This is a genomic window from Bacillus sp. 196mf (assembly GCF_003217275.1).
Taxonomy (GTDB): Bacteria; Bacillota; Bacilli; order Bacillales; family Bacillaceae_G; genus Bacillus_A; species Bacillus_A thuringiensis_S.
Genome location: NZ_QJTG01000008.1, coordinates 155,102 through 175,208 on the forward strand (window position 1 = coordinate 155,102; position 20,107 = coordinate 175,208).

Genomic DNA, 20,107 nt, shown 5'->3' on the forward strand with positions numbered 1-20,107 from the left:
ACCTTATATGAGTATGCTTTTCTATGCTATGTTATGCTTATCTAATATACCGTATTTCTTTTTAAATCTTGTGAGAATCGTAATCCAAGACGTACTAAATAGTAGTAAGAAAATAACATTCGAAATCGCATGACTTAAATCAAAGTAAAAACTTGCGATGTAATACGAAATGACAGTTTCCCACGTTGCTTCTCGTATAAAACCGAGAAGGCCCCAGAAATTCATAATCCAACCAAATAAAAAACCAACAATTACTCCGTAAAGAAGTCTCCCCCATAGCTTTTTCATTAAAAATGTATTACGCAATAATCCAGCTATAAAACCAATCATACCCCATGAAAACATTTGCCACGGCGTCCACGGACCTTGCCCTAAAAAGATGTTAGACACAATCGCTGCTGTTGCACCGATCATAAAACCCGCTTCACTTCCAAACACAATTGCAGAAACGATAATAACAAAAGAAGTTGGTTGTACACTCGGTAAAATAGAAAATGGTACGCGGCTAACTGCTGCAATTGCCGCTAATACAGCGACGAGAACAATTTCACGTGAAACAAACGCCTTCCTTTCAAAACGAATATAGAAAGGTAACATAATAACAACTAATAAAAACAAACTACTTAACATGTAATAACCGTCCATAATAAGTGTAGTAAAGAGTAATGTGCCTATTATTACTGCAAAAATACCTATTATGAATGCAACATATCGTTTGGACACGCTTCGTACACATCCTCCCACGTTAATGCATATGGCAATTCTTTTCGAATGAATCGATTAATAGATGTTGTATAAAAGAAGTTACCACTAAAAAATTCTTTCGGTGCATCATTCATAATAACTGCTCCATCAAATAACATCATACATTGATCCACGTATTTCGCTGCAAACTCAATGTCATGCGTTGCCATTACAATTGTTGTACCTTCTTTTTGCAGCTCCCTAAATAGTTCTCCTACTCTTTCTTTCTTCCATGGATCTAACCCCTTTGTCGGTTCATCAAGTAATAATAAAGTTGGCTTTGATAATAATGTCGTACATAACGCAAGTAATTGTTGCTCTCCTCCGCTACAATCGTGCGGATGGCGTTCTTTAAGCGAGTACAACCAAAACTGTTTTAGCGTATCTTCTGCTATTTCTTTCCCTTGTTCTCCGTATAATTCACGTGCACGTTCATACACCTCATCCCACACTGTATCAAATGTAAAATGATAATATGGATGCTGCGATACATACCCAATACTTTTAAACCGTTCTTTCGAATCAATTTTATGTATCACTTTCCCATTCCACTTTACTTTCCCTCTTCTCACTTTTTGCAAACCAGCTAAAAGCGTTAACAGTGTAGACTTCCCTGTCCCATTCTTTCCAACGAGCGCTACCCATTTTCCTTTTTCAATCGAAACTGATAAATCACGTAAAATAAGCGGACTATTTTTTTCGTACTGGAACGAAATATGCTCTGCGCTTAAAATTACCTCTTGCTTTTCACTTTGTGCTATTAGCTCATTTACATATGATATCGCTGAAAAATTATTCATTTTCATTTGCGCCTCTCGCACCGTAAACGGAATATCTCTCACATTCCACTCTAAAAATAGCCTTGGAATTTGCGGAATAAATGGACGGAATGTTTCTACTCCCCACATATTCGTAATAACAGTTTTAGGACTACCATCATACATAATACAGCCATTATCCATACAAACAACGCGTGTTGCAAGCGGGATAACTTCATCTAAACGATGTTCACTTAAAATAATCGTAATTCCAAGTTCTTCATTAATCCGTTTTAATAATCCTAAAAACTCTTTTGCAGCAATTGGATCTAACTGCGCTGTCGGTTCATCTAATAATAGCAATTTCGGCTGCATAACTAATACCGCAGCTAAATTAACAAGTTGCTTTTGCCCACCAGATAACGTGTGAACAGATTGATGCAATAAATCTTGAAATCCTAAAAAGCTAATAAGCTCTGCTATTCGTTTTTGAATAATATGTGATGGTAACCCAATATTTTCTAAAGAAAATGCTAATTCTTGAATAACTGTATCCATTACGAGTTGATTTTCTGGATTTTGAAATACCATACCAATTTCTTGAGCAGATAACAAATCAGGTACATTTTCTAATAAAGTACCATCATAATATGTATCCCCAGTACGCTTACCAATTGGAAGTAATTCTTTTTTAAAATGTTTTAATAAAGTCGTCTTCCCGGATCCTGATCCGCCGGCAAGTGCAATAAACTCTCCTTTTTGAACAGAAAGAGAAATATGCTGTAACGCTTTTTCGTTTTCATCAGCATATACAAATGATAAATTGTTTATTTCTGCATGCGCCACCATAACCATTCCCTTCCTTCCATTATAATTGGTAAACTAATAAACATCGTAAATACGATAAACATCATCCCATCGTATTGCTGAAATAAAATAGATTCGACTTTCGGATAAATGATTAACTTTCCTCCGCCATACGTACTACATATGATAGCAATTATAAATAGAATACTTAAATAACTGAGCGTATACCAATCTCGTTTTTCCATTCTATAGCGAATATATGTCGTACGTTTCGTTACACCAAATCCACGAGCTTGCATAGAATCTGCCGTTTGCAGTGCATCTTCCAATGAACAAATTAATAATACTTGCAGCAATTGCATACCATTTTTGACGCGTTCAATTATCGAACCTGAATCTACCTGCACACCTTTCGTCTTTTGAACGAGTGTGATTTTCTTTAATCGCCTTATAAACAAAGGAACAAATCTCACTGTAATCATCGTTAACAATGCAACTTTCGGTGAAATTCTTGAAAACAAATATAAAAATTTATGACTGGAAATAATATCATTGTATGACGCAAACGTAAACATAACTGCAACTAGTAATAACCCCATTACTATTCCAAACATAATCGCCTCAAGCTTAATACGGCTATCACCTAACCAAAACAACGTAGTTCGACCTCTATGCGTTAATAACGAATTAAATAAAATTACCATAAAAAAGAAAACAATTGTGCTCGGTAGCATCTTTCTTATCTTTTCGCTATTTCCTTGCATCACATTTAAAATAACAATTAATAGTATTGCTCCAATTAAAAAAAGAGGATGAAGACACATCATACATAGTATCATCACCCCGATATAATAGAAAAAATTCACAAAAGGATGTAAAGAAGAAAAACTTATTTTCATAGCCCTTTACCGAATGCCTTTCTTATTGTAATACGTATACCCACTCAATTGTATCTCCTGGTTTTACCGTAGCTACACCAGCACTATGGTTTGGAAAAGCACCGTTCACACGATATTTCCATCCACTAGTATCCGCAATATCTTTTTCATATAAATCATTAATACCTTTTACATAAATACTATCTCTAGATCCGCTTGCATCAACATCTAATCCTGTACGTTGTAATACTTTATACACAGTATCGCCATCTTGTACATCCATCTTTTTCGCACCCATTATATATCCGTTATTTCCTTTTACCGAGATTGTTACTTGTTTTGCTTGCGGTTTCGGTACTGGTACTGGATCTGGTTTTGGTGGTTCAGGTTTTGGTACTGCCGGAGTCGGTATCGTTTTCTCCGCTTTATTCGGATCAACTTTTTGCTCCTGCTTCGGTGTTTCTTTCGGCTGATTCACAACCTTTGCTTCTTCTTTTACTTCTGGTGCTTTCGGTTGTTGTTTCTCTTCTTGTGCTTGCTGCTGCTCTGGTTGCTTATTTACAGCCGGCTGTTCTTTCGGTTGTTCCTGTTGTTTCTCTTCTTTCTTTACCTCTGGTTGTGCCTGCGGCTTTTCCTCTTTCGGCTTCTCTTCTACTTTTTGTTCTTGTTTCTCTTTCTGCTCTTCTTGCTGCTTTTGCTCTGATTCAGCTTGCTTTTCTTCTGTTTTTTCTTCCGGCTTCGCTTCATCTTTTTGTTCTTCTTGTTTCGCTACCTCTTCTTGCTTCGGTTCTACCTTCTTCTCAGGCTTTACAGCTGCCTCTTCACATCCGGCAAGTAGCCCAAGCGAAAGCAGTAAAGAAATGAACCATTTCACCTTACTCATCCTATCTCTCACCTTTCATACGAAAATTAGGAGCAAATAATTGCTCCTAATTTTTTGTTAAGCTGCTTTACGTCTCCATAATACATATGCAGAAGCAATACATAATACACCCATACCTACTTCTGTTGCTGCACTATGAGAAGATGCTCCTGTTTTTGGTAGACTGTTACCGTTTCCGATTTTTTTATTCTTAACCGGTTCGTTATCTACAACTACTTTTAGATTTTCATCTTTTGTTTCTTGTTGTACTTGGTTTTGTTCTTTCGGTTCTTCAATAACTTCTTTTTCTACTACATTATTTTCTGGTTCAACGACCTTTTCTGGCTCTTCAATCGGTTTTGGCTTAATTACATCACCAGCGTCTACATTAGACCAATCATAAATAGATTTTCCCATTTCCTTAAATTGAAGTAATGCTAAAAGAGCCTGTTCTGTAGCCATTCCGTTACCATTTTGATCACTTGGTAACCATTTAAATTCACCATTTGAAAGTTGATATGATAATAGGTTTTGCATTGCCTTATGAAGACGATTTTGATCTACATCTTTAACAAGTGATAATCCAATAATTGCTTGCGCAGTACTATTTGAATTTTCTTGTCCATCAGCTGAAAAACCGCCATTTTGCAGCTGTTCGTTATATAAATACGCAACAGCTTTTTGTATAGCTGGTTTCACATCTGATCGCTCCTGATAAGGAGCTAATGCTGATAAAACCATACCTGTTACATCAACGCTACTAGCACTATCTTTACTACCTGAACTATTATAAGTCCATCCACCGTCTGTATGCTGATTATTTAACAGTGCTTCCACTAGAGCAACTCTGTTCCATTTTGATTCAACTGGAATCTCATACTTCTTCGTATCAAATGCAAGTAAAGCAAATGCATAACCTGTAACAGAATTCACTTTATCTGACTCATACAATTTTTGAACTAAATTATGTCCACCTACATTTTTAGGGTCTGCACTAATTGCATTCATCATAATAATTGTTCTAGCTAAATCTGTCGCTGAAAAACGATTAATGCGCTTTTCTACTTTTTCAGTTACTGACTTAACATAATTTAATTTTGCCTCAATTGGCACATTCTTTCCAGAACGAGAAAGCGCTACAGCTACCCAATCACTTTCGATTCCATCTTGTAACATCTTGTCAGATGTTTTTGAGATTGCTTCCTCTAATTGCTTCGCTGGAATTTGAACATTCTCTTGCTTTGGTTGTTCTGGTTTTTTACCATTTTCACCTTCTGGTTTTGGCTCGACTGTCGGTTTACCATTTTCACTTTCTGGTTTTGGCTCGACTGTCGGTTTACCATTTTCACCTTCCGGTTTTGGCTCGACTGTCGGTTTGCCATTTTCACCTTCCGGTTTTGGCTCGACTGTCGGCTTACCATTTTCACCTTCTGGTTTTGGCTCGACTGTCGGTTTGCCATTTTCGCCTTCTGGTTTTGGTTCTTCTGTTTTACACGTTCCGAACTTATCTAACGTTTCTTTCAATGTTTCCTGGCTTATATTGCTCCAGTTTGAAACAAAACGAAAGACAACAACGTCTCCAGATTTTAATTTATAACTATCTGCTCCGACTTCTGCAGACTGATCATTTACATCATACAGCCAAGCACTTGTAGCCCCGGCCATTAAACCATCGATGCCTTTTACATATGTTCCAAACGACATAGTTTCAGATTCTACCTTGTCACCCATGACCTTTTGCAGCAAACTTAAAGCTGTTTCCCCATCTTTAATTTGCTCTTCTTTCGGACATAACATAATGCCTTTTTGTGATTCCCCAATAATTGCAAGTTTTGCTGTATTTTCTTCAGCAAACGTAATATGTACTGTATTCGCAAAAGAAACAAATACAAGTGTCACTGCCATTAACGACGTAAGCAGCCACTTTTTCAACATTGCCATCCCAAAATTTCCTCCCTTACTACCATTTACACAAAAAAAGGCCCTTCAAGGGCGTGCGATTGACACTCTCTTTTTGTAAGTGTCGAACAAAAATGTACAACACCTCCTACCCGCATCATTCGCGGCTATATTTGTATAGGAAAAATAATTTTGTTTATGAACGTATCATTGTGATAACATTCACTTTTCTTGGCACAACTTACTCCCATTTAAGTTATCGTAAAACGATAAACCTATACATTCTGTAAATTTTAAATTTCTGTATTATTTTACTATTGACAAAGAATTTTGTCCATGCTTTATCGGATTTATTTTCTAAGAATAATAACTTATTAACTCTTAACTATGTAAACTCTTTTCACTAATAATGACGCCATCTTCATCCGCATAGACATATTCATTTGGATTCCATTCTACTTGTCCAAAGTGCAATGAAATATTTCGTTCTCCTTTTCCTTCTTTCACACTTCTATTTGGCATCGTTCCTAACGCTAAAATACCAATATTAATATTCTTTAGTTCACTAGAATCACGAACATACCCATTCACAATAATTCCTGCTAGCTTTCTTTCTTCCGCAATAGCTGCCAAATTATCACCAAGTAAAGCACAATTCGTAGACGCTCCGCCATCAACAACTAATACTGTTCCTTCTGGTAATGTTTGCAATCCTTCCTTCACTAGTACATTATCATCTTTCACTTTTACAGTTGCGATTTTCCCGTGGAATTGTTCTTTCTTCCCAAAAGACCGAAAAGACTGGCGACATATTTGTAATTCCTTTTCAAATTCATCACATAGATCAGTAGTTTTCCACATCTTGTTCCCTCTTTTCCTTTTTCTTTCTACATAACATATTCTTGGCTTATTATCGTTTCCCTGTCTAATATTGCAATAATTTGTATGTACGGGAAAGGATACAAAAACTATTGCCTTAAGAAGCTACCTTTATTATAATCTATTTCACGGATTAAATTCAGAATATTAAAAATTAACAAAGTGAAGAAGGAGGGATTTTATGCAAATACAAACTGAGGCAAAAAAACAACCTAGTAAACCAACGTTTAAAATGCCTGATGCGTACGTACTACTATTTTTCATTGCCTTACTTTGCGCCATTGCTACGTACTTCGTTCCTGCTGGAGAATTTAAAAGGGTTACAAACGGGACCGTTACAACGACAATACCAGGTAGCTACCATTCTGTTCCGCAATCACCCGTAGGATTTGTTTCTTTTTTTACCGCTATTGAAAAAGGAATGACACTTGCTGCTCCTATTATCTTTCTAATTTTATTTACAGGTGGAGCCATTGCAATTCTTGAAAAAACAGGTGCTCTTGACGGTTTAATCTATCATGTTATTAACAAATTTCGTAATCAGCAATTACTTTTCATTTGTATAGTTGCTGCGCTTTTTTCTATTCTTGGAACGACTGGTATTATCGTTAACTCAGTTATCGGCTTTATCCCCATCGGCATCATCGTTGCACGCACGTTAAAATGGGACGCTATCGTCGGTGTAGCAATTATTTATTTAGGTACTTATGCTGGTTTTAATGCTACTATTTTATCTCCCTCACCTTTAGGCATTTCACAAAAGATCGCAGAACTTCCGATGTTTTCCGGGATTGGTTTACGCACCGCAATCTATATATCTTTTTTACTTGCCACTATCCTTTATATAAATTGGTATGTAAAACGCTTGAAAAAATCAAATAAAGGAAGCATCCTTGGCGACAACTGGTTTCCCAGTAACGCTCTTTCAAGCGAAAAAGAAACAGAGAAAAAAGAAGTCCCTTGGACGATACGTCATAAATTAATTTTACTCGTTTCAGCTTTATCATTAATTGCATTTTTAATAGGCGCTTTTCGTCTACATTGGACGGACGCAGAAATGACCGCTACTTTTATTTTCATTGCAATTACAGCAGGAATAATAGGTGGCATGAAAGCAAACGATATCGCATCCACTTTTCTAACTGGCTGCCAAAATCTTATCTACGGTGCTTTAATCGTCGGAATGGCTCGCTGTATTTCAGTCATTTTAGAACAAGGCAAATTACTTGATACAATCGTTAACCAACTCGCACAAGCTCTCGAAGGACAAAGCCCTGTATTTGGTGTTATCGGCATGTATGTGAGTAGTGCCGCATTACATTTCCTCATTTCATCCGGGACAGGAGAATCGGTTATTTTCATTCCGATATTAGCTCCATTAGCTGATTTCATGCACATTACACGCCAAGTTACAGTACAAGCTGTTATGCTTGGAGAAGGTGTAGTAAACTGCTTAAATCCAACTTCTGGTGTTTTAATGGGCGTTCTCGCAGCGAGCGGGATTTCTTATGGAAAATGGATTCGTTTCATGGCTCCACTTGCACTCATTTGGTTTATCATTGGACTTGTTTTTCTTATTGTTGGGGTGAATATTGAGTGGGGACCTTACTAAATACTTAACTAGATAAATAAGTACTATCGTTCCATATAAATATCTATTCTATTTCCCTCACTAGTCCTATTAAAATCATTTATTCTAGTAAAAATATAAGAAGGGATTGATCATAATGATCAATCCCTTTTATCAAACTATAATACCTTTTAAAAATCTTAGTTCCAGATTTTATTTACCCATTCAGGATGATCAATAAAAGGATTGCGGTTATGTTGATATTTTGTAAAAATCACTTCATTACGCTTTCGCTCTAAATCATCGACCGGGTCTTGTTCATTCCATTTTAATAAGACAGATAGTTTCCCCATGTATGGATCTTTATTGTTATTCACTTTTTCATTTAGTTCTAAATCTATTTCGCCGTTGTCTCCCTCGTAACGAACAGCCATATAAAACAGCATTCTAGCGATATCTCCTTTTACACTATCACGAGGTTCCCAAGAATCACTATCATATTTACATTCTGTCGCTTCAGAATGATTCACACCACCATTATCAAAATCTAGATTTCCACGTGAACTATTTACAGATACATCCGTCGCTCTTAAATGATGTAGATCTGTTCCAGGTCCTGCAGTCGTTCCAAAGTCACCGTGAGATTTTGCCCAAACATGCTCTCGGTTCCAGTTATTTACTCCTGATCCATTCGTAAGCTTCCCTTGCGAACGACCAGTATATAAGAGTATCACATTATTTTTATTATTTGGATCTTCATCAGTATCTCTTAGTGCTTCCCAAACCGCACTGTATGATAACTTTGTATGATTATCAATAATATTATGCAGTTCCTTCTTTAATTCTAACCCCGTTTTTCCTATTGCATTATTATAATATGTATCGTCATAACTTTTTACAATAATCTCTTGTGCTGATGCAGGAGCTACTTCACCGTGTATAGTATCTGTGAATGATAGAGATGCAGAACCTAAAATAAAAAATGAAGATAGTGTAACCATAGCAATCTTTGTATTTCGAAACTTCATATACCCATTCCCCTTTAAAATATAATTTGAAGCTATTCACTAAAAAATGCTTTCTAACCCCCGAAACCTTTTAGAAACCCATACCCCTTTTCTGTTTATTTAATACAAGACTCTATCCAGTCTGTATCACTTCTAAACTTTTTGTTTATTCACATTCCAAACAATTTCACTTTTTACAAGGAATATCCTTCTCTTATAAAGATTATTAACATATTCTTTACAACTAAAAAGTAGTTTAATATTAACTTATAAATTTAAATTTATTTATGCAATAATGCATATTTGATAAATACTTTAAAAAACAGTTTGAATAAAAAGCATTCAAAGAAAACCGTGCCACAAAACAGATAAAGTGAAACTTTAATCAGTGGGATTTCGTTCCTCCCTCACCTAACTTCTTTGCTTCCGCTGAATTTTGAGGTGGTGGTCTTACTGCCCGGCAAATAGCGGGATAAAAATCAAGATGATAGCTCGACTTTTCCTTTTTCCATAACTGTCTTTATTTTTGTGTAAAACCTTTCTTTCTCTGAATAATACGTACAAAAATAGATTGGATACCATGTAGGCACCAATCTATTTTAATTAAAGAAACTGTGTCAATTCTGAGTTCACAATACGTTGTGCAGTAATGATAACACTGTCAGCTGTTAGTCCATAAACACTATATAGTCCACCAGGTTGATTAGGAACAATTTGAACTTCATATTCAAATGCTTGTCCAAGAGCAGGATGAACTAAACTTAGAGTTGCAAAAGTAGAAGCATTAGAATTCACATTGAAGTTTACCTGTTCAATTAATACTAATGAACCGTCAAGTCTAAAAACTCTAGCTACTCCAGTAAGCGGGCCCGCAGTACGGTTAAGGATCTTCACCCTAACTCTATTTGCATTAGCAGGTTGATTTCCTACGTTTTCAATTGGTCCTGTAGTAAGAGCCATATAACATCACCTCCATTATATTATTATGATATTAAACGTTATATATTGATGTTATAGTTTAATTACCCAATTTATTTTAAATAAAAAAGCTTGTTTCTTATATTTTCTATAAGAAACAAGCTTTTCTTTTTCAACTACCATTCCTAAGACAAGTTTATCCGTCTCGAAAACATTTACAGTTACAGTTACTTGACGTTTATGCTGGAACAGAACTACTACTATTTACTTTGCATTGAATCTATATATTTTTTAACTACTTCATATACATATTCTTGATTTGCCGCTGCTGTATTTGGGTTATATTTCCCACCGTTTGTTTTATTATTAGATAATACTCGAATCCCTAAAAACGGGACGTCATAAGCTTTTGCGATTTGAGCTGCAGCAGCTCCTTCCATTTCTTCTACAGATGTACCGTATTTTGTATGGAACCACTTAATTCTATCAACTTCGTTATTCCAAACGTCTGCTGAACCAATCGTACCTTCAACTACTTTACCTTTTGTATATTTATCTTTCACTGCATGAGCCGCTGCAAGTAATTCCTTATCTCCTTCGTAGTATCGGATTTTCTCAGCATTTGGATCTTCTCCTGCACTTCCTTCAGAAGCCATTAAGTCCATAGATATCCATTTTGTCGGCTCAATTCCTTGGTTCTCATCCATATTTGTTGTTTTTAATGAACCTATATTTGCAACTTGTTTTCCTAACACAATATCAAATACATTTAAATTTGGATCATGTCCACCTGATGTTCCTTGGTTAATAATTGCTGTAGGTTTATATTTTTCAATAGCCACCGCTGTAGCAGCTGCTGTATTCTCCATTCCTTTACCTGTTTTCGCAACGATTACAGGATAATTGTCGACAGTTCCTTTATAAAATACAAAAGTTCCAGACTTTTCTTCTTTCACATTTTTTAGCCTTTTGGCAAACTTTTCTGCTTCTATCGGCATTGGCCCTTGAATTAAGATTGGTTTTTGATTGCTTTTTGCCTCAACTTGTTTCGGACTCGCATCACATCCCGCAAGTATCGAGAATGACAATGCAACAGTAGTTACTAGGGTAGCACATTTTTTCAACGTATTCTTCTTCATAAATAATCTCCTCTTTCTCTTGTTGTTTTCTATACTCGATGCTTTTGGTCCAAACAAAAAAGTTCTAGAAATTGTAGAAGATTCTCTACTTTCTAGAACTACGGTAGTCAAAGTTAATTAAGCACATGCAAAATTATAAATCGGTAGCGCACATTACATAGAGCGCCCGAATACTTTAACCCGTAGTCCAGTTCTTTCATTGGGAACTAGGTAGAAACGCTCGGACCATATTACCGAGTATATACGAGTGATGTTATTCAAAATTATTATATGGATAATATAACAAACTACTAGTATATGCGCAAGAAAAAGTGAACATTTTCGATTAAACAACTTAAAATGTTCGTTTTTAAATGAAAATTAGATAAAAAAACCTATCTCTTAACAGATTTTTTTATTAAAAACTTTTATATACTAAACTAGATTCCCACTCAACAACCAATCTTTTACAAGCAGTTTCTTTCTTTCCCAACTTCCTCACCTAATTTTGATGTAAAAGCTTTACTGCCCGGGATAAAATGTGCTTCCATCCAATTCACAATTATTTCTTCCAACTCTGGATGAAGTGGCTTTCCTGCCCCTTCTTCATAATTCTTTTTAAACTCTAATGCTTTAAGTTCACCTTCAAAACTTTTTAAACTATGATCCATATTTTTTACTACACGTACTTCAGAATCACCCTTCACATACTCACCGATCCGCTTCGCTCTTTCAGGGTCAGCCTGAATATCTTTATCACCAGCAATAGCTAGTACTGGACATGTTACTTGTTGTAAGTCTTTATAGATGTCATGCTGAAAATGCTCTCTAAACCACTTTGCATTCATCGGTTTAAAACCAACTTTAATCGTATCTTTTTCTGTGTTCATCATTTTCTCTTTTATTTTTTCCATCTGTTTTTCTCCGCGTTTCTCTACATTAAGAAGACGCATTAGTTTTCCTTTTATTCCTTTCTGCTCTTTTAGTTCTTTATAAGCAATTTCTCTTTGTCTTTTTGTAGCTTCTTCTAATGATTCTGCAGCTCCTGTAATAAGTATGAGTCCATTAACTGGTGTTCTTGCGTTTACTACAGTGGCTAACATACACCCTTCACTATGACCAGCTAAAATGATATTTTCTGGATCAACAAATGGTTGTTCTTTTAAATACGTTATCATGGCCTCTATATCACTAACTAAATCCCACATTCCAGTCTTCAGAATTTCTCCGTTACTCTTTCCTACTCCGCGCTTATCGAAACGGAGCGTCACTACTCCAAGTTGCGCCATTACATGTGCTAAATCTTTATATATGTTCGACTCAAGCTTTAGCGGTACTATCGTTCCATCACGATCAACTTCTCCAGATCCAGCGATAATTACAACAGCAGCATACTTCCCACCAGCTTTTGGCTTTGTAATCGTACCTTGCAAAGTTAATTCACTTTTTACCGCTACTTCATATTCATCAAAGATCATTATATTAATCCTCCTTCTATTCCGTTATATCTAATTTGAATTTCAAACTCGCTATTATATTTTTGTACTCTCTTACATCTTTCATCGGAACGAAAACCGGGTTCTCTGCAATGCTTTGTAGCATGCTTCGCTTTATAATCTCTTCATTTCTAACTGTTTTAGCACCAAGTGGAAATTCTGCAAACCATCCATCAATCGCATCAAAATAGGAATCGCCGTGTAAATGCAGGCTATTTACTGTGAAGCTATTCGTACAAACCGCTGCATATTTCCGTAGCATTTCTAATGAACCTTCAAAATTCCCTTGCATGCAATATACTTGTGCAGCAGCATAGTATACTTTTAAAGTCATATTGGGATGTAACGTTTCTAATTCATATATATCTATTAATATAAAAGCTCTATTTAAAATTACCTCTACTTTTTCAGCGCTTGAAGCATTTACTACTACATAATTCGGTATTGTCCCAACGAGTTGTATTAAATGTTGATACATACTAATTTGCATCACTTCATTTGCCTTCTCAGCATTTCCAAGCATTTGATACGCCTGTGCGATTAGATCTCCCTCTGGAAAGTTAGGACGTATCGTTTCGCCAAGTAATTGAAGCACCTCATTTGGTCTATTAAGTATAAGATAGCAAGTTGCTTGAAACGATGCCGCCTCTTTCACAAGAGAAACATCGTCACTTTCTTCCTGCACTCTGCTAAAGAGATTCATTGCCTCTTCTAAAATTTCAATTCCTCTATCCGTGTCCTCTGTTAACATGTGATGATTAATAAAAAGTATTCCTATTTGAATTAATAATGGAAAACAAGAATAATATTTTTTGATTATTCCCCTGCACTCCATTATTACTTCATCAAACGGTTCTTCACTAAAAGCTTCGGCTAGTCGATGATATAAATTTTTAATATCTTCCTGCTCCATTTGTGGTGTATAACTAATTAGTTCATCAATACTTATGTTAAAGTACGATGCTAATAGTGGTAAAAATGTAATATCCGGATAACTCTGCCCCGTCTCCCATTTGGAAACAGATGCCTTCGTAATACCGATATACGCCGCTAACTCTTCCTGCGTAATTCCCTTTTCTTTTCTCTTATTCGCAATGATTTTATGAATATGAATCTCTCTCACTGTATCACCTCATACTTTTATTATATGTTTTATATTTCACACAAAATATGGATTTAAATTCGACTTTCATTTACAAAATCAACTGTTAGGAAACATCTGTCTAAAATCAAAGGCAGGAACATATTTGATATGTTCCTGCCTTTTTAATGTCGGTACCGCTACATAGCCATCTAGCTAAGATTTTGAAGTGCTTCAAAATCAAACATTTCATCTCATCACAGTTTTCTATGGGAATCCAGTGAACAGCTTATTTACATAATTTTCGATATTGGAAGTAAATTTAAGTTGTTTTTAAAGTAGGTATACCTAGTAAAAATTGTTGAATTGTGCCCGTTTGTTAAAGTTTAATTTTCATTATACTTTTTGTACTGAGTCCAGTGCTTTTTTTAATTCATCTGATTTTTGAGTGCCGATTACTACTGTGTTATATTGCAACTTTAACTCTATACCTTTATTTCCATTCATGTTATAGGCTTTTTCATTCTTAAGGTTAAAACGAATTCCCCATCCTCCAAATCGTTTTATTGGACTGTAAGTAATGCATTCATAATGATGTATATCTTTGAAAAGGTACTGCTTATATTGAAAATGAAAAGGAACAAAGCGGACATAAAGACCTTTTTCACGGACCTCAATGATCAGTTTCAATACTCCAAGCATTAATACAGGAAAGGCAATCCCGAACAACCACATAACAATTAAGACACCATTAGAAGCTGGTTTATCTCCAAACGGGATATCAAGAATAATTTGTTGAATAAATCCATACCACATCAGCATGGAGATCCCTAATATGAGTATCCATACCCAAATTGGGGATCGCTGAACCTCACGAAAGATAACTTGTTCTTGTTGTTTCATTAATGATTATAACCTCCTAAAAGGTTTATTTTTTCTCACTCATTTTAAGCCGTTTTGCACTTCCAAAAAATGCGCTCCCAATTATGAATATAACGGAAGAAAGATACATTGTTATCCCTGAGTATTTATTATCAAAAATTGTGAAATTAAGTAAATTAATGAACATCATCAATATAAGTGCTATGTACAATCCATTAATATATTTCATTTATCCCCCCCCTTTACTTTTTTGAAAACCCCTATGTGATAAATAGTGGTTTCTAAAGGTATTATTCAGAATGCCCTTTTCCCTATTTTACCATTTTATAGAGTTGATATGTTGTTTGTTTTCGGTTGAATATTGTATAAACACTCGGTTAACATAACGTCTCATGATCAGTAGCAAGAAAAAAGGATAATCCGTCCTCATAATGGACTAATTATCCTATAAATCTTTATCTAAATTTAATAAAACAAGAACTTCTTTTCCTATGTATCATTACTTCGTTACCTCACCAAACTGCGCTCTCGTCACTTTCGCCAAGTCATCTACTTTAAGCTCAATTTGTATACCGATTTTCCCTCCACTTACAATCATCGTTTCAAGTGATTGGGCACTTTCATCAATACATGTAGAAAATAGCTTTTTCATTCCAACTGGTGAACAACCGCCGCGAATGTATCCTGACACTTTCGTAATATCTTTAACAGGAATCATTTCAATTTTCTTTTCACTTACTGCTTTTGCGGCAGCTTTTAAATTTAGTTCCTCATCTACCGGAATAATAAACACATGATAATTTTTACTATTCCCTTGAGCGATTAACGTTTTATATACTTCTCTCACTTCTCGTCCAATTTTCTCGGCTACTGATACGCCATCAATTTTCCCATCGTCTGGATCATATGACATCATCGAATATTCAATTTTTTCTTTATCTAATATTCGCATCGCATTTGTTTTATCTTTTTTCATAACGTTCTCCTTAAAACTTTATTTCATATCATTAAGTTTTCCTTTATTATACACCCTTTTCCATTTCTCCTACATAACTTCACGTATTTTTCAAAACTAAAAATATTGATAATTCAAAAATCATCTGATATAATTTGGAAAAACTTACGTTAAGGAGAGATTTGCAATGCGAAATGTTAATACTTCTTTCCAACTTCATCATCAAACGTAACGCCGTGTATCCGAAGAAAAATTTTTCTTCGTGGGTACAGGGCTTTTCCTGTTGACCCACGAAGCGTTCATAAAGCTATGTGGGTATTTTTATACCTGCATAGCTTTTTTTAATTTGAAAAAGGAGTGATTATGATGGAAATGAGAAATGTAAAAGGAACGAAAGACTATTTACCAGAGGAGCAAGTGCTGCGAAATAAAATTAAAAGGGCTTGTGAAGATACGTTTGAACGATACGGATGCAAACCGTTAGAGACACCGACGTTAAATATGTATGAGCTTATGTCTTACAAGTACGGCGGTGGCGATGAAATTTTAAAAGAAATATATACACTTGAGGATCAGGGAAAACGTGAGCTTGCCTTACGATACGATTTAACTATTCCATTCGCAAAAGTTGTGGCAATGAATCCGAATATTCGCCTCCCTTTTAAACGTTATGAAATTGGGAAAGTATTTCGAGATGGGCCAATTAAACAAGGAAGATTTCGTGAATTTATACAATGCGACGTTGATATAGTCGGTGTAGAATCAGTCATGGCAGAAGCAGAACTCATGAGCATGGCGTTTGAGCTGTTCCAAACATTAAACTTAGAGATAACGATCCAATATAATAACCGAAAATTGTTAAATGGTATTCTTCAGGCCATTAACATCCCTACTGAATTAACAAGTGACGTCATTTTATCATTAGACAAAATCGAAAAGATTGGGATTGATGGTGTACGAAAAGATGTATTAGAGCGCGGCATTTCTGAAGAAATGGCTGATACAATATGTAATACTGTATTATCTTGTCTAAAGCTTACAATTGCTGACTTTAAAGAAGCTTTCAATAACCAACTCGTTGCCGATGGAGTAAACGAATTGCAACAATTACAGCAATATTTAATCGCTCTCGGAATAAATGAAAATACGATATTCAATCCGTTTTTAGCAAGAGGACTCACAATGTATACAGGGACTGTATATGAAATCTTCCTAAAAGATGGCTCAATTACATCTAGCATAGGTAGTGGCGGCCGTTACGATAACATTATCGGAGCATTCCGTGGTGATAATATGAACTATCCAACAGTCGGCATTTCATTCGGTTTAGACGTTATTTATACAGCACTTTCGCAGAAAGAAACGATATCATCTACCGCGGATCTATTTATCATCCCACTCGGGACAGAATTACACTGCTTACAACTTGCCCAGCAATTACGTTCTACCACTTCCTTAAAAGTCGAACTAGAACTAGCAGGACGCAAATTAAAACGTGCCCTTAATTATGCCAATAAAGAGAATATCCCTTATGTGCTTATTATTGGTGAAGAAGAACTTAGTACAGAAACCGTTATGCTAAGAAATATGAAAGAAGGTAGTGAAGTAAAGGTCTCCCTTTCTTCTTTAAGTAGTTATTTATAATACGAACCACCCTCGTTTGGGTGGCTTTTCTATTTTATAGATAATCAACAATTAGTTTACATAAAATAATTACAAGCTACCTAAAACTAAAAATATATAATATCCAATTACCTGTTATTTTTAGTAATATATAGATATATATTGTTTTAGGAGGATTCACTTTGAAAACCTACATACAAGCACTAAAGTGGACTACAGGGATCTATCATCTTTTATTACTTCCTTGTTATTATGTATTTCCAAGTCTTGTTAACCTATATGGGATACCTTTACTTCTATTGATTGTGTTACATATCACTACTATTTTATTAGCTAAAAAAGTAGACATGAATACGTCCCCTCATTATATCGGCATTATCGTTACTCTAGTTGCCTTCTTTCCTTATATAGTAATCGTTCTACATATGATAGCAGCCATTTTCCTTATATTAGATGCTGCTTCTACGAATGCAAAAGAAGTTTATGATTCATAGATGGATAAAATGAAACTTTAATCCATTGAGTTTTGAAATAGGTCAGCAAAAAGGATTTACTTTTTAAGTAAACCTTTTTTCATTTTTAATTACTTTCCTTACTCCAGGATAATAAAAGAATATTCTGTTTAATTTTTATAAATTTCTAAATATTTATAAAACATTCAAATTAACATACATTTTAGTTATGTAAAAAATCTAAGTTTTAAGGAGATGAATCCATGCTTAAAAAGTTGATAGCAGGTGCATTATTAACTGTTTCGTCGTTAACTGGAGGAGTGGGATTAGTATCAGCTAGTACCGAAAAGGATTATTCGATTTCCTCTTTCGAATATGTAACTGTAGATGAAAAGACTGTTGATTCGTTTAACAAATTGAGTGCTCCATCAAAGGAAGACGTAAAAATAACATTAGTTCTACCGAAACAAAATCAAAATGGAGACTGGTTATCTTATGGATTTTCGAGCAAAGAAAGTTTAGAGTCTTTTATTGAAAAAGATAAACAAAGGTTGAATAATTCAATCACTCCCCTTGGTGTTGGTGGAAGCGGACCTGGTAGTACAGACTTCTATAAACACACAAATCAAGGTAGCGAGTATTTTTCTTTAAGTAGCGGTTATAAAAACTTGTCTGCTAGTTGGCAAAATCAAATTGTTTCTGTACGTACAGCATCCCCCACTGCTAGCTATTCAACAACGCTATGGGAACGTACTTCAACGGACGGATATGGAAAAGGTGTTGTTTTTAAACACGCTGATTGGTATGGTCAAATTGCAAACTTAAATAATTTTCCAACTTCAGCAGTTGAAGTTAAAAAGTAAAAAAATTTAAAAATAAAAGGTGTTTTCACGTATGAAAACACCTTTTTTTTCTACAATTATTTCTTCTATAAACAATTTCAACTCTTAATTATTATTTTTCGTATCCCTACTCTCCAAAACTTTCTCCATATTATGAGTTGCCCATTCCATCATTAATAGAATCACTGGACGTAGTGATTCACCAAGGTCGGTTAACGAATATTCTACTTTAGGTGGCACTTCACGGTATACTTCACGATGTATGATGCCATCTGCTTCAAGTTCTCTAAGCTGAAGTGTTAACATTCTTTGTGTGATATTAGGTTTTAATCTTTTTAATTCATTAAACCTCTTTTTCCCATCTAATAAATGATACAAAATAACACCTTTCCATTTTCCACCAATCACCTCTACCATCGCTTCAACTGGACAAGAATATTTATTTAAAAATGGGTAATTTATATTTTTTTCATTTGAACAATCCATAATAAATCCCTTCCCTTAACAATAGTATCTTTTTTGATACTATAACACATAAATGTGCGTACTTGTATCTATGTTACTTTAAAAATATAATTTACTTACAAAATAAATTAACGAAAAGAGGAACTTTTATGACAAATACAAACGAAATTACAAAAGAGAAAATTATGGAGGCTTTTCATTTCAGACATGCATGTAAAGAGTTCGATCCTATGCACAAAATTTCAGAAGAGGATTTTAAATTCATTTTAGAAACAGGCAGATTATCTCCTTCTTCTTTTGGATATGAACCTTGGAAATTTATTGTCGTACAAAATAAAGAATTAAGAGAAAAACTACAACCGTATTCATGGGGCGCTGGTGGGCAACTTGCAACAGCAAGCCATTTCGTCATTGTTCTTTCAAGAAACATTAAAGATATGCATTATGATGCAGAGTATATTAAATATATGATGAACGATATTATTGGATTGCCTGAAGACACTCAAAAAATTAGATATGAATTCTTCAAAAAGTTCCAGGAAACAGATTTTAACTTATTACAATCCGATCGTACTGTATTTGATTGGGCATCTAAACAAACTTATATTGCTTTAGGTAATATGATGACGAGCGCAGCTCAAATCGGCATTGATTCTTGTCCGATAGAAGGATTCGATAAAGAGAAAGTAGACTCCTTACTTCGTCAAGAAGGCATTATACAAGGCGATAATCTTGAAGTATCAGTTATGGTTGCCTTTGGTTACCGTAAAGAAGATCCAAAACGTGATAAAACAAGACAGACTATGGATACAATTGTTGAATGGATTAAGTAATATAGCACAGACAAATAATGCTCCTAATAGCTGTATAC

Annotated in this window: 20 protein-coding genes and 1 riboswitch; of the genes, 5 read left to right on the forward strand and 15 right to left on the reverse strand. The window is 35.0% G+C overall.

Annotated elements, in window-relative coordinates; genetic code table 11:
* Positions 1-21: 21 nt before the first annotated feature.
* The 6 genes from ATL10_RS14200 to rraA all read right to left on the reverse strand — a co-directional run bounded on the left by ATL10_RS14200 (position 22) and on the right by rraA (position 6,809).
* Positions 22-723, reverse strand: a complete 702-nt coding sequence (locus tag ATL10_RS14200) for an ECF transporter S component (protein ID WP_071714306.1) — start codon at positions 721-723, stop codon at positions 22-24.
* A complete protein-coding gene (locus ATL10_RS14205; RefSeq protein ID WP_016512560.1) occupies positions 696-2,357 on the reverse strand; it encodes an ABC transporter ATP-binding protein in 1,662 nt (553 codons plus the stop codon). The genes ATL10_RS14200 and ATL10_RS14205 overlap by 28 nt, the downstream gene beginning before the upstream one ends.
* Positions 2,330-3,208: an energy-coupling factor transporter transmembrane component T gene (locus tag ATL10_RS14210; RefSeq protein ID WP_002152639.1), complete on the reverse strand. Its 879-nt coding sequence runs from the start codon at positions 3,206-3,208 to the stop codon at positions 2,330-2,332. The genes ATL10_RS14205 and ATL10_RS14210 overlap by 28 nt, the downstream gene beginning before the upstream one ends.
* A gap of 22 nt (positions 3,209-3,230) precedes the next feature.
* Positions 3,231-4,070, reverse strand: coding sequence for a DUF4430 domain-containing protein (locus tag ATL10_RS14215; RefSeq protein WP_090977577.1), 840 nt, complete (start codon positions 4,068-4,070; stop codon positions 3,231-3,233).
* A 57-nt stretch (positions 4,071-4,127) separates the two neighbouring features.
* Positions 4,128-5,990: a DUF4430 domain-containing protein gene (locus tag ATL10_RS14220; RefSeq protein ID WP_110497053.1), complete on the reverse strand. Its 1,863-nt coding sequence runs from the start codon at positions 5,988-5,990 to the stop codon at positions 4,128-4,130.
* 339 nt (positions 5,991-6,329) lie between these two features.
* Positions 6,330-6,809 (reverse strand): ribonuclease E activity regulator RraA, encoded by a 480-nt coding sequence (rraA, locus tag ATL10_RS14225; RefSeq protein WP_029442832.1) that lies wholly within the window; start codon positions 6,807-6,809, stop codon positions 6,330-6,332.
* A gap of 199 nt (positions 6,810-7,008) precedes the next feature.
* On the opposite strand from rraA, the gene ATL10_RS14230 reads away from it, so the two are divergent.
* Entirely contained in the window at positions 7,009-8,439 is a 1,431-nt protein-coding gene (locus ATL10_RS14230) for a YfcC family protein (protein ID WP_100910115.1), read from the forward strand.
* A gap of 158 nt (positions 8,440-8,597) precedes the next feature.
* Here ATL10_RS14230 and ATL10_RS14235 read toward each other — a convergent pair whose 3' ends face one another.
* The 8 genes from ATL10_RS14235 to ybaK all read right to left on the reverse strand — a co-directional run bounded on the left by ATL10_RS14235 (position 8,598) and on the right by ybaK (position 15,875).
* On the reverse strand, positions 8,598-9,425 hold the full coding sequence (locus ATL10_RS14235; protein ID WP_016512554.1) for an endonuclease I family protein: 828 nt from the start codon (positions 9,423-9,425) through the stop codon (positions 8,598-8,600).
* 582 nt (positions 9,426-10,007) lie between these two features.
* Positions 10,008-10,364, reverse strand: coding sequence for a hypothetical protein (locus ATL10_RS14240; protein WP_001229424.1), 357 nt, complete (start codon positions 10,362-10,364; stop codon positions 10,008-10,010).
* A gap of 218 nt (positions 10,365-10,582) precedes the next feature.
* Positions 10,583-11,461 (reverse strand): 5'-methylthioadenosine/S-adenosylhomocysteine nucleosidase, encoded by an 879-nt coding sequence (locus tag ATL10_RS14245; protein WP_072939085.1) that lies wholly within the window; start codon positions 11,459-11,461, stop codon positions 10,583-10,585.
* A 163-nt stretch (positions 11,462-11,624) separates the two neighbouring features.
* A riboswitch (purine riboswitch) is annotated at positions 11,625-11,728 on the reverse strand.
* Positions 11,729-11,907: 179 nt separating this feature from the next.
* Complete coding sequence (locus tag ATL10_RS14250; RefSeq protein ID WP_072939088.1) at positions 11,908-12,918, reverse strand: alpha/beta hydrolase; 1,011 nt, start codon at positions 12,916-12,918, stop codon at positions 11,908-11,910.
* A 16-nt stretch (positions 12,919-12,934) separates the two neighbouring features.
* Complete coding sequence (locus tag ATL10_RS14255; RefSeq protein ID WP_097822602.1) at positions 12,935-14,059, reverse strand: helix-turn-helix domain-containing protein; 1,125 nt, start codon at positions 14,057-14,059, stop codon at positions 12,935-12,937.
* 354 nt (positions 14,060-14,413) lie between these two features.
* Positions 14,414-14,920, reverse strand: coding sequence for a DUF6141 family protein (locus ATL10_RS14260; RefSeq protein ID WP_072939095.1), 507 nt, complete (start codon positions 14,918-14,920; stop codon positions 14,414-14,416).
* Positions 14,921-14,945: 25 nt separating this feature from the next.
* Complete coding sequence (locus ATL10_RS14265) at positions 14,946-15,128, reverse strand: hypothetical protein (RefSeq protein WP_000875160.1); 183 nt, start codon at positions 15,126-15,128, stop codon at positions 14,946-14,948.
* 270 nt (positions 15,129-15,398) lie between these two features.
* A complete protein-coding gene (gene ybaK / locus ATL10_RS14270) occupies positions 15,399-15,875 on the reverse strand; it encodes a Cys-tRNA(Pro) deacylase (protein ID WP_000710860.1) in 477 nt (158 codons plus the stop codon).
* 345 nt (positions 15,876-16,220) lie between these two features.
* Here ybaK and ATL10_RS14275 point away from each other — a divergent pair, with 345 nt between their 5' ends.
* The 3 genes from ATL10_RS14275 to ATL10_RS14285 all read left to right on the forward strand — a co-directional run bounded on the left by ATL10_RS14275 (position 16,221) and on the right by ATL10_RS14285 (position 18,792).
* Positions 16,221-17,498, forward strand: coding sequence for a histidine--tRNA ligase (locus ATL10_RS14275; protein ID WP_110497055.1), 1,278 nt, complete (start codon positions 16,221-16,223; stop codon positions 17,496-17,498).
* Between the two features lie 161 nt (positions 17,499-17,659).
* Positions 17,660-17,971, forward strand: a complete 312-nt coding sequence (locus ATL10_RS14280) for a hypothetical protein (protein WP_110497057.1) — start codon at positions 17,660-17,662, stop codon at positions 17,969-17,971.
* A gap of 221 nt (positions 17,972-18,192) precedes the next feature.
* Entirely contained in the window at positions 18,193-18,792 is a 600-nt protein-coding gene (locus ATL10_RS14285) for a hypothetical protein (RefSeq protein WP_086410529.1), read from the forward strand.
* 84 nt (positions 18,793-18,876) lie between these two features.
* Here the strand turns inward: ATL10_RS14285 and ATL10_RS14290 are convergent, their stop codons facing one another.
* Entirely contained in the window at positions 18,877-19,257 is a 381-nt protein-coding gene (locus ATL10_RS14290; protein WP_000340642.1) for a winged helix-turn-helix transcriptional regulator, read from the reverse strand.
* A 128-nt stretch (positions 19,258-19,385) separates the two neighbouring features.
* On the opposite strand from ATL10_RS14290, the gene ATL10_RS14295 reads away from it, so the two are divergent.
* Complete coding sequence (locus ATL10_RS14295) at positions 19,386-20,069, forward strand: NAD(P)H-dependent oxidoreductase (RefSeq protein ID WP_000185718.1); 684 nt, start codon at positions 19,386-19,388, stop codon at positions 20,067-20,069.
* The last annotated feature ends 38 nt before the right edge of the window (positions 20,070-20,107 follow it).

Coding starts and splice junctions, on each gene's coding strand:
- ATL10_RS14295 (WP_000185718.1), top strand. CDS start 19,386: ATGACAAATACAAACGAAATTACAAAAGAGAAAATTATGGAGGCTTTT.
- ATL10_RS14235 (WP_016512554.1), bottom strand. CDS start 9,425: ATGAAGTTTCGAAATACAAAGATTGCTATGGTTACACTATCTTCATTT.
- ATL10_RS14215 (WP_090977577.1), bottom strand. CDS start 4,070: ATGAGTAAGGTGAAATGGTTCATTTCTTTACTGCTTTCGCTTGGGCTA.
- ATL10_RS14240 (WP_001229424.1), bottom strand. CDS start 10,364: ATGGCTCTTACTACAGGACCAATTGAAAACGTAGGAAATCAACCTGCT.
- ATL10_RS14210 (WP_002152639.1), bottom strand. CDS start 3,208: ATGAAAATAAGTTTTTCTTCTTTACATCCTTTTGTGAATTTTTTCTAT.
- ATL10_RS14220 (WP_110497053.1), bottom strand. CDS start 5,990: ATGGCAATGTTGAAAAAGTGGCTGCTTACGTCGTTAATGGCAGTGACA.
- ATL10_RS14250 (WP_072939088.1), bottom strand. CDS start 12,918: ATGATCTTTGATGAATATGAAGTAGCGGTAAAAAGTGAATTAACTTTG.
- ATL10_RS14275 (WP_110497055.1), top strand. CDS start 16,221: ATGGAAATGAGAAATGTAAAAGGAACGAAAGACTATTTACCAGAGGAG.
- ybaK (WP_000710860.1), bottom strand. CDS start 15,875: ATGAAAAAAGATAAAACAAATGCGATGCGAATATTAGATAAAGAAAAA.
- ATL10_RS14230 (WP_100910115.1), top strand. CDS start 7,009: ATGCAAATACAAACTGAGGCAAAAAAACAACCTAGTAAACCAACGTTT.
- ATL10_RS14205 (WP_016512560.1), bottom strand. CDS start 2,357: ATGGTTATGGTGGCGCATGCAGAAATAAACAATTTATCATTTGTATAT.
- rraA (WP_029442832.1), bottom strand. CDS start 6,809: ATGTGGAAAACTACTGATCTATGTGATGAATTTGAAAAGGAATTACAA.
- ATL10_RS14245 (WP_072939085.1), bottom strand. CDS start 11,461: ATGAAGAAGAATACGTTGAAAAAATGTGCTACCCTAGTAACTACTGTT.
- ATL10_RS14290 (WP_000340642.1), bottom strand. CDS start 19,257: ATGGATTGTTCAAATGAAAAAAATATAAATTACCCATTTTTAAATAAA.
- ATL10_RS14285 (WP_086410529.1), top strand. CDS start 18,193: ATGCTTAAAAAGTTGATAGCAGGTGCATTATTAACTGTTTCGTCGTTA.
- ATL10_RS14265 (WP_000875160.1), bottom strand. CDS start 15,128: ATGAAATATATTAATGGATTGTACATAGCACTTATATTGATGATGTTC.
- ATL10_RS14260 (WP_072939095.1), bottom strand. CDS start 14,920: ATGAAACAACAAGAACAAGTTATCTTTCGTGAGGTTCAGCGATCCCCA.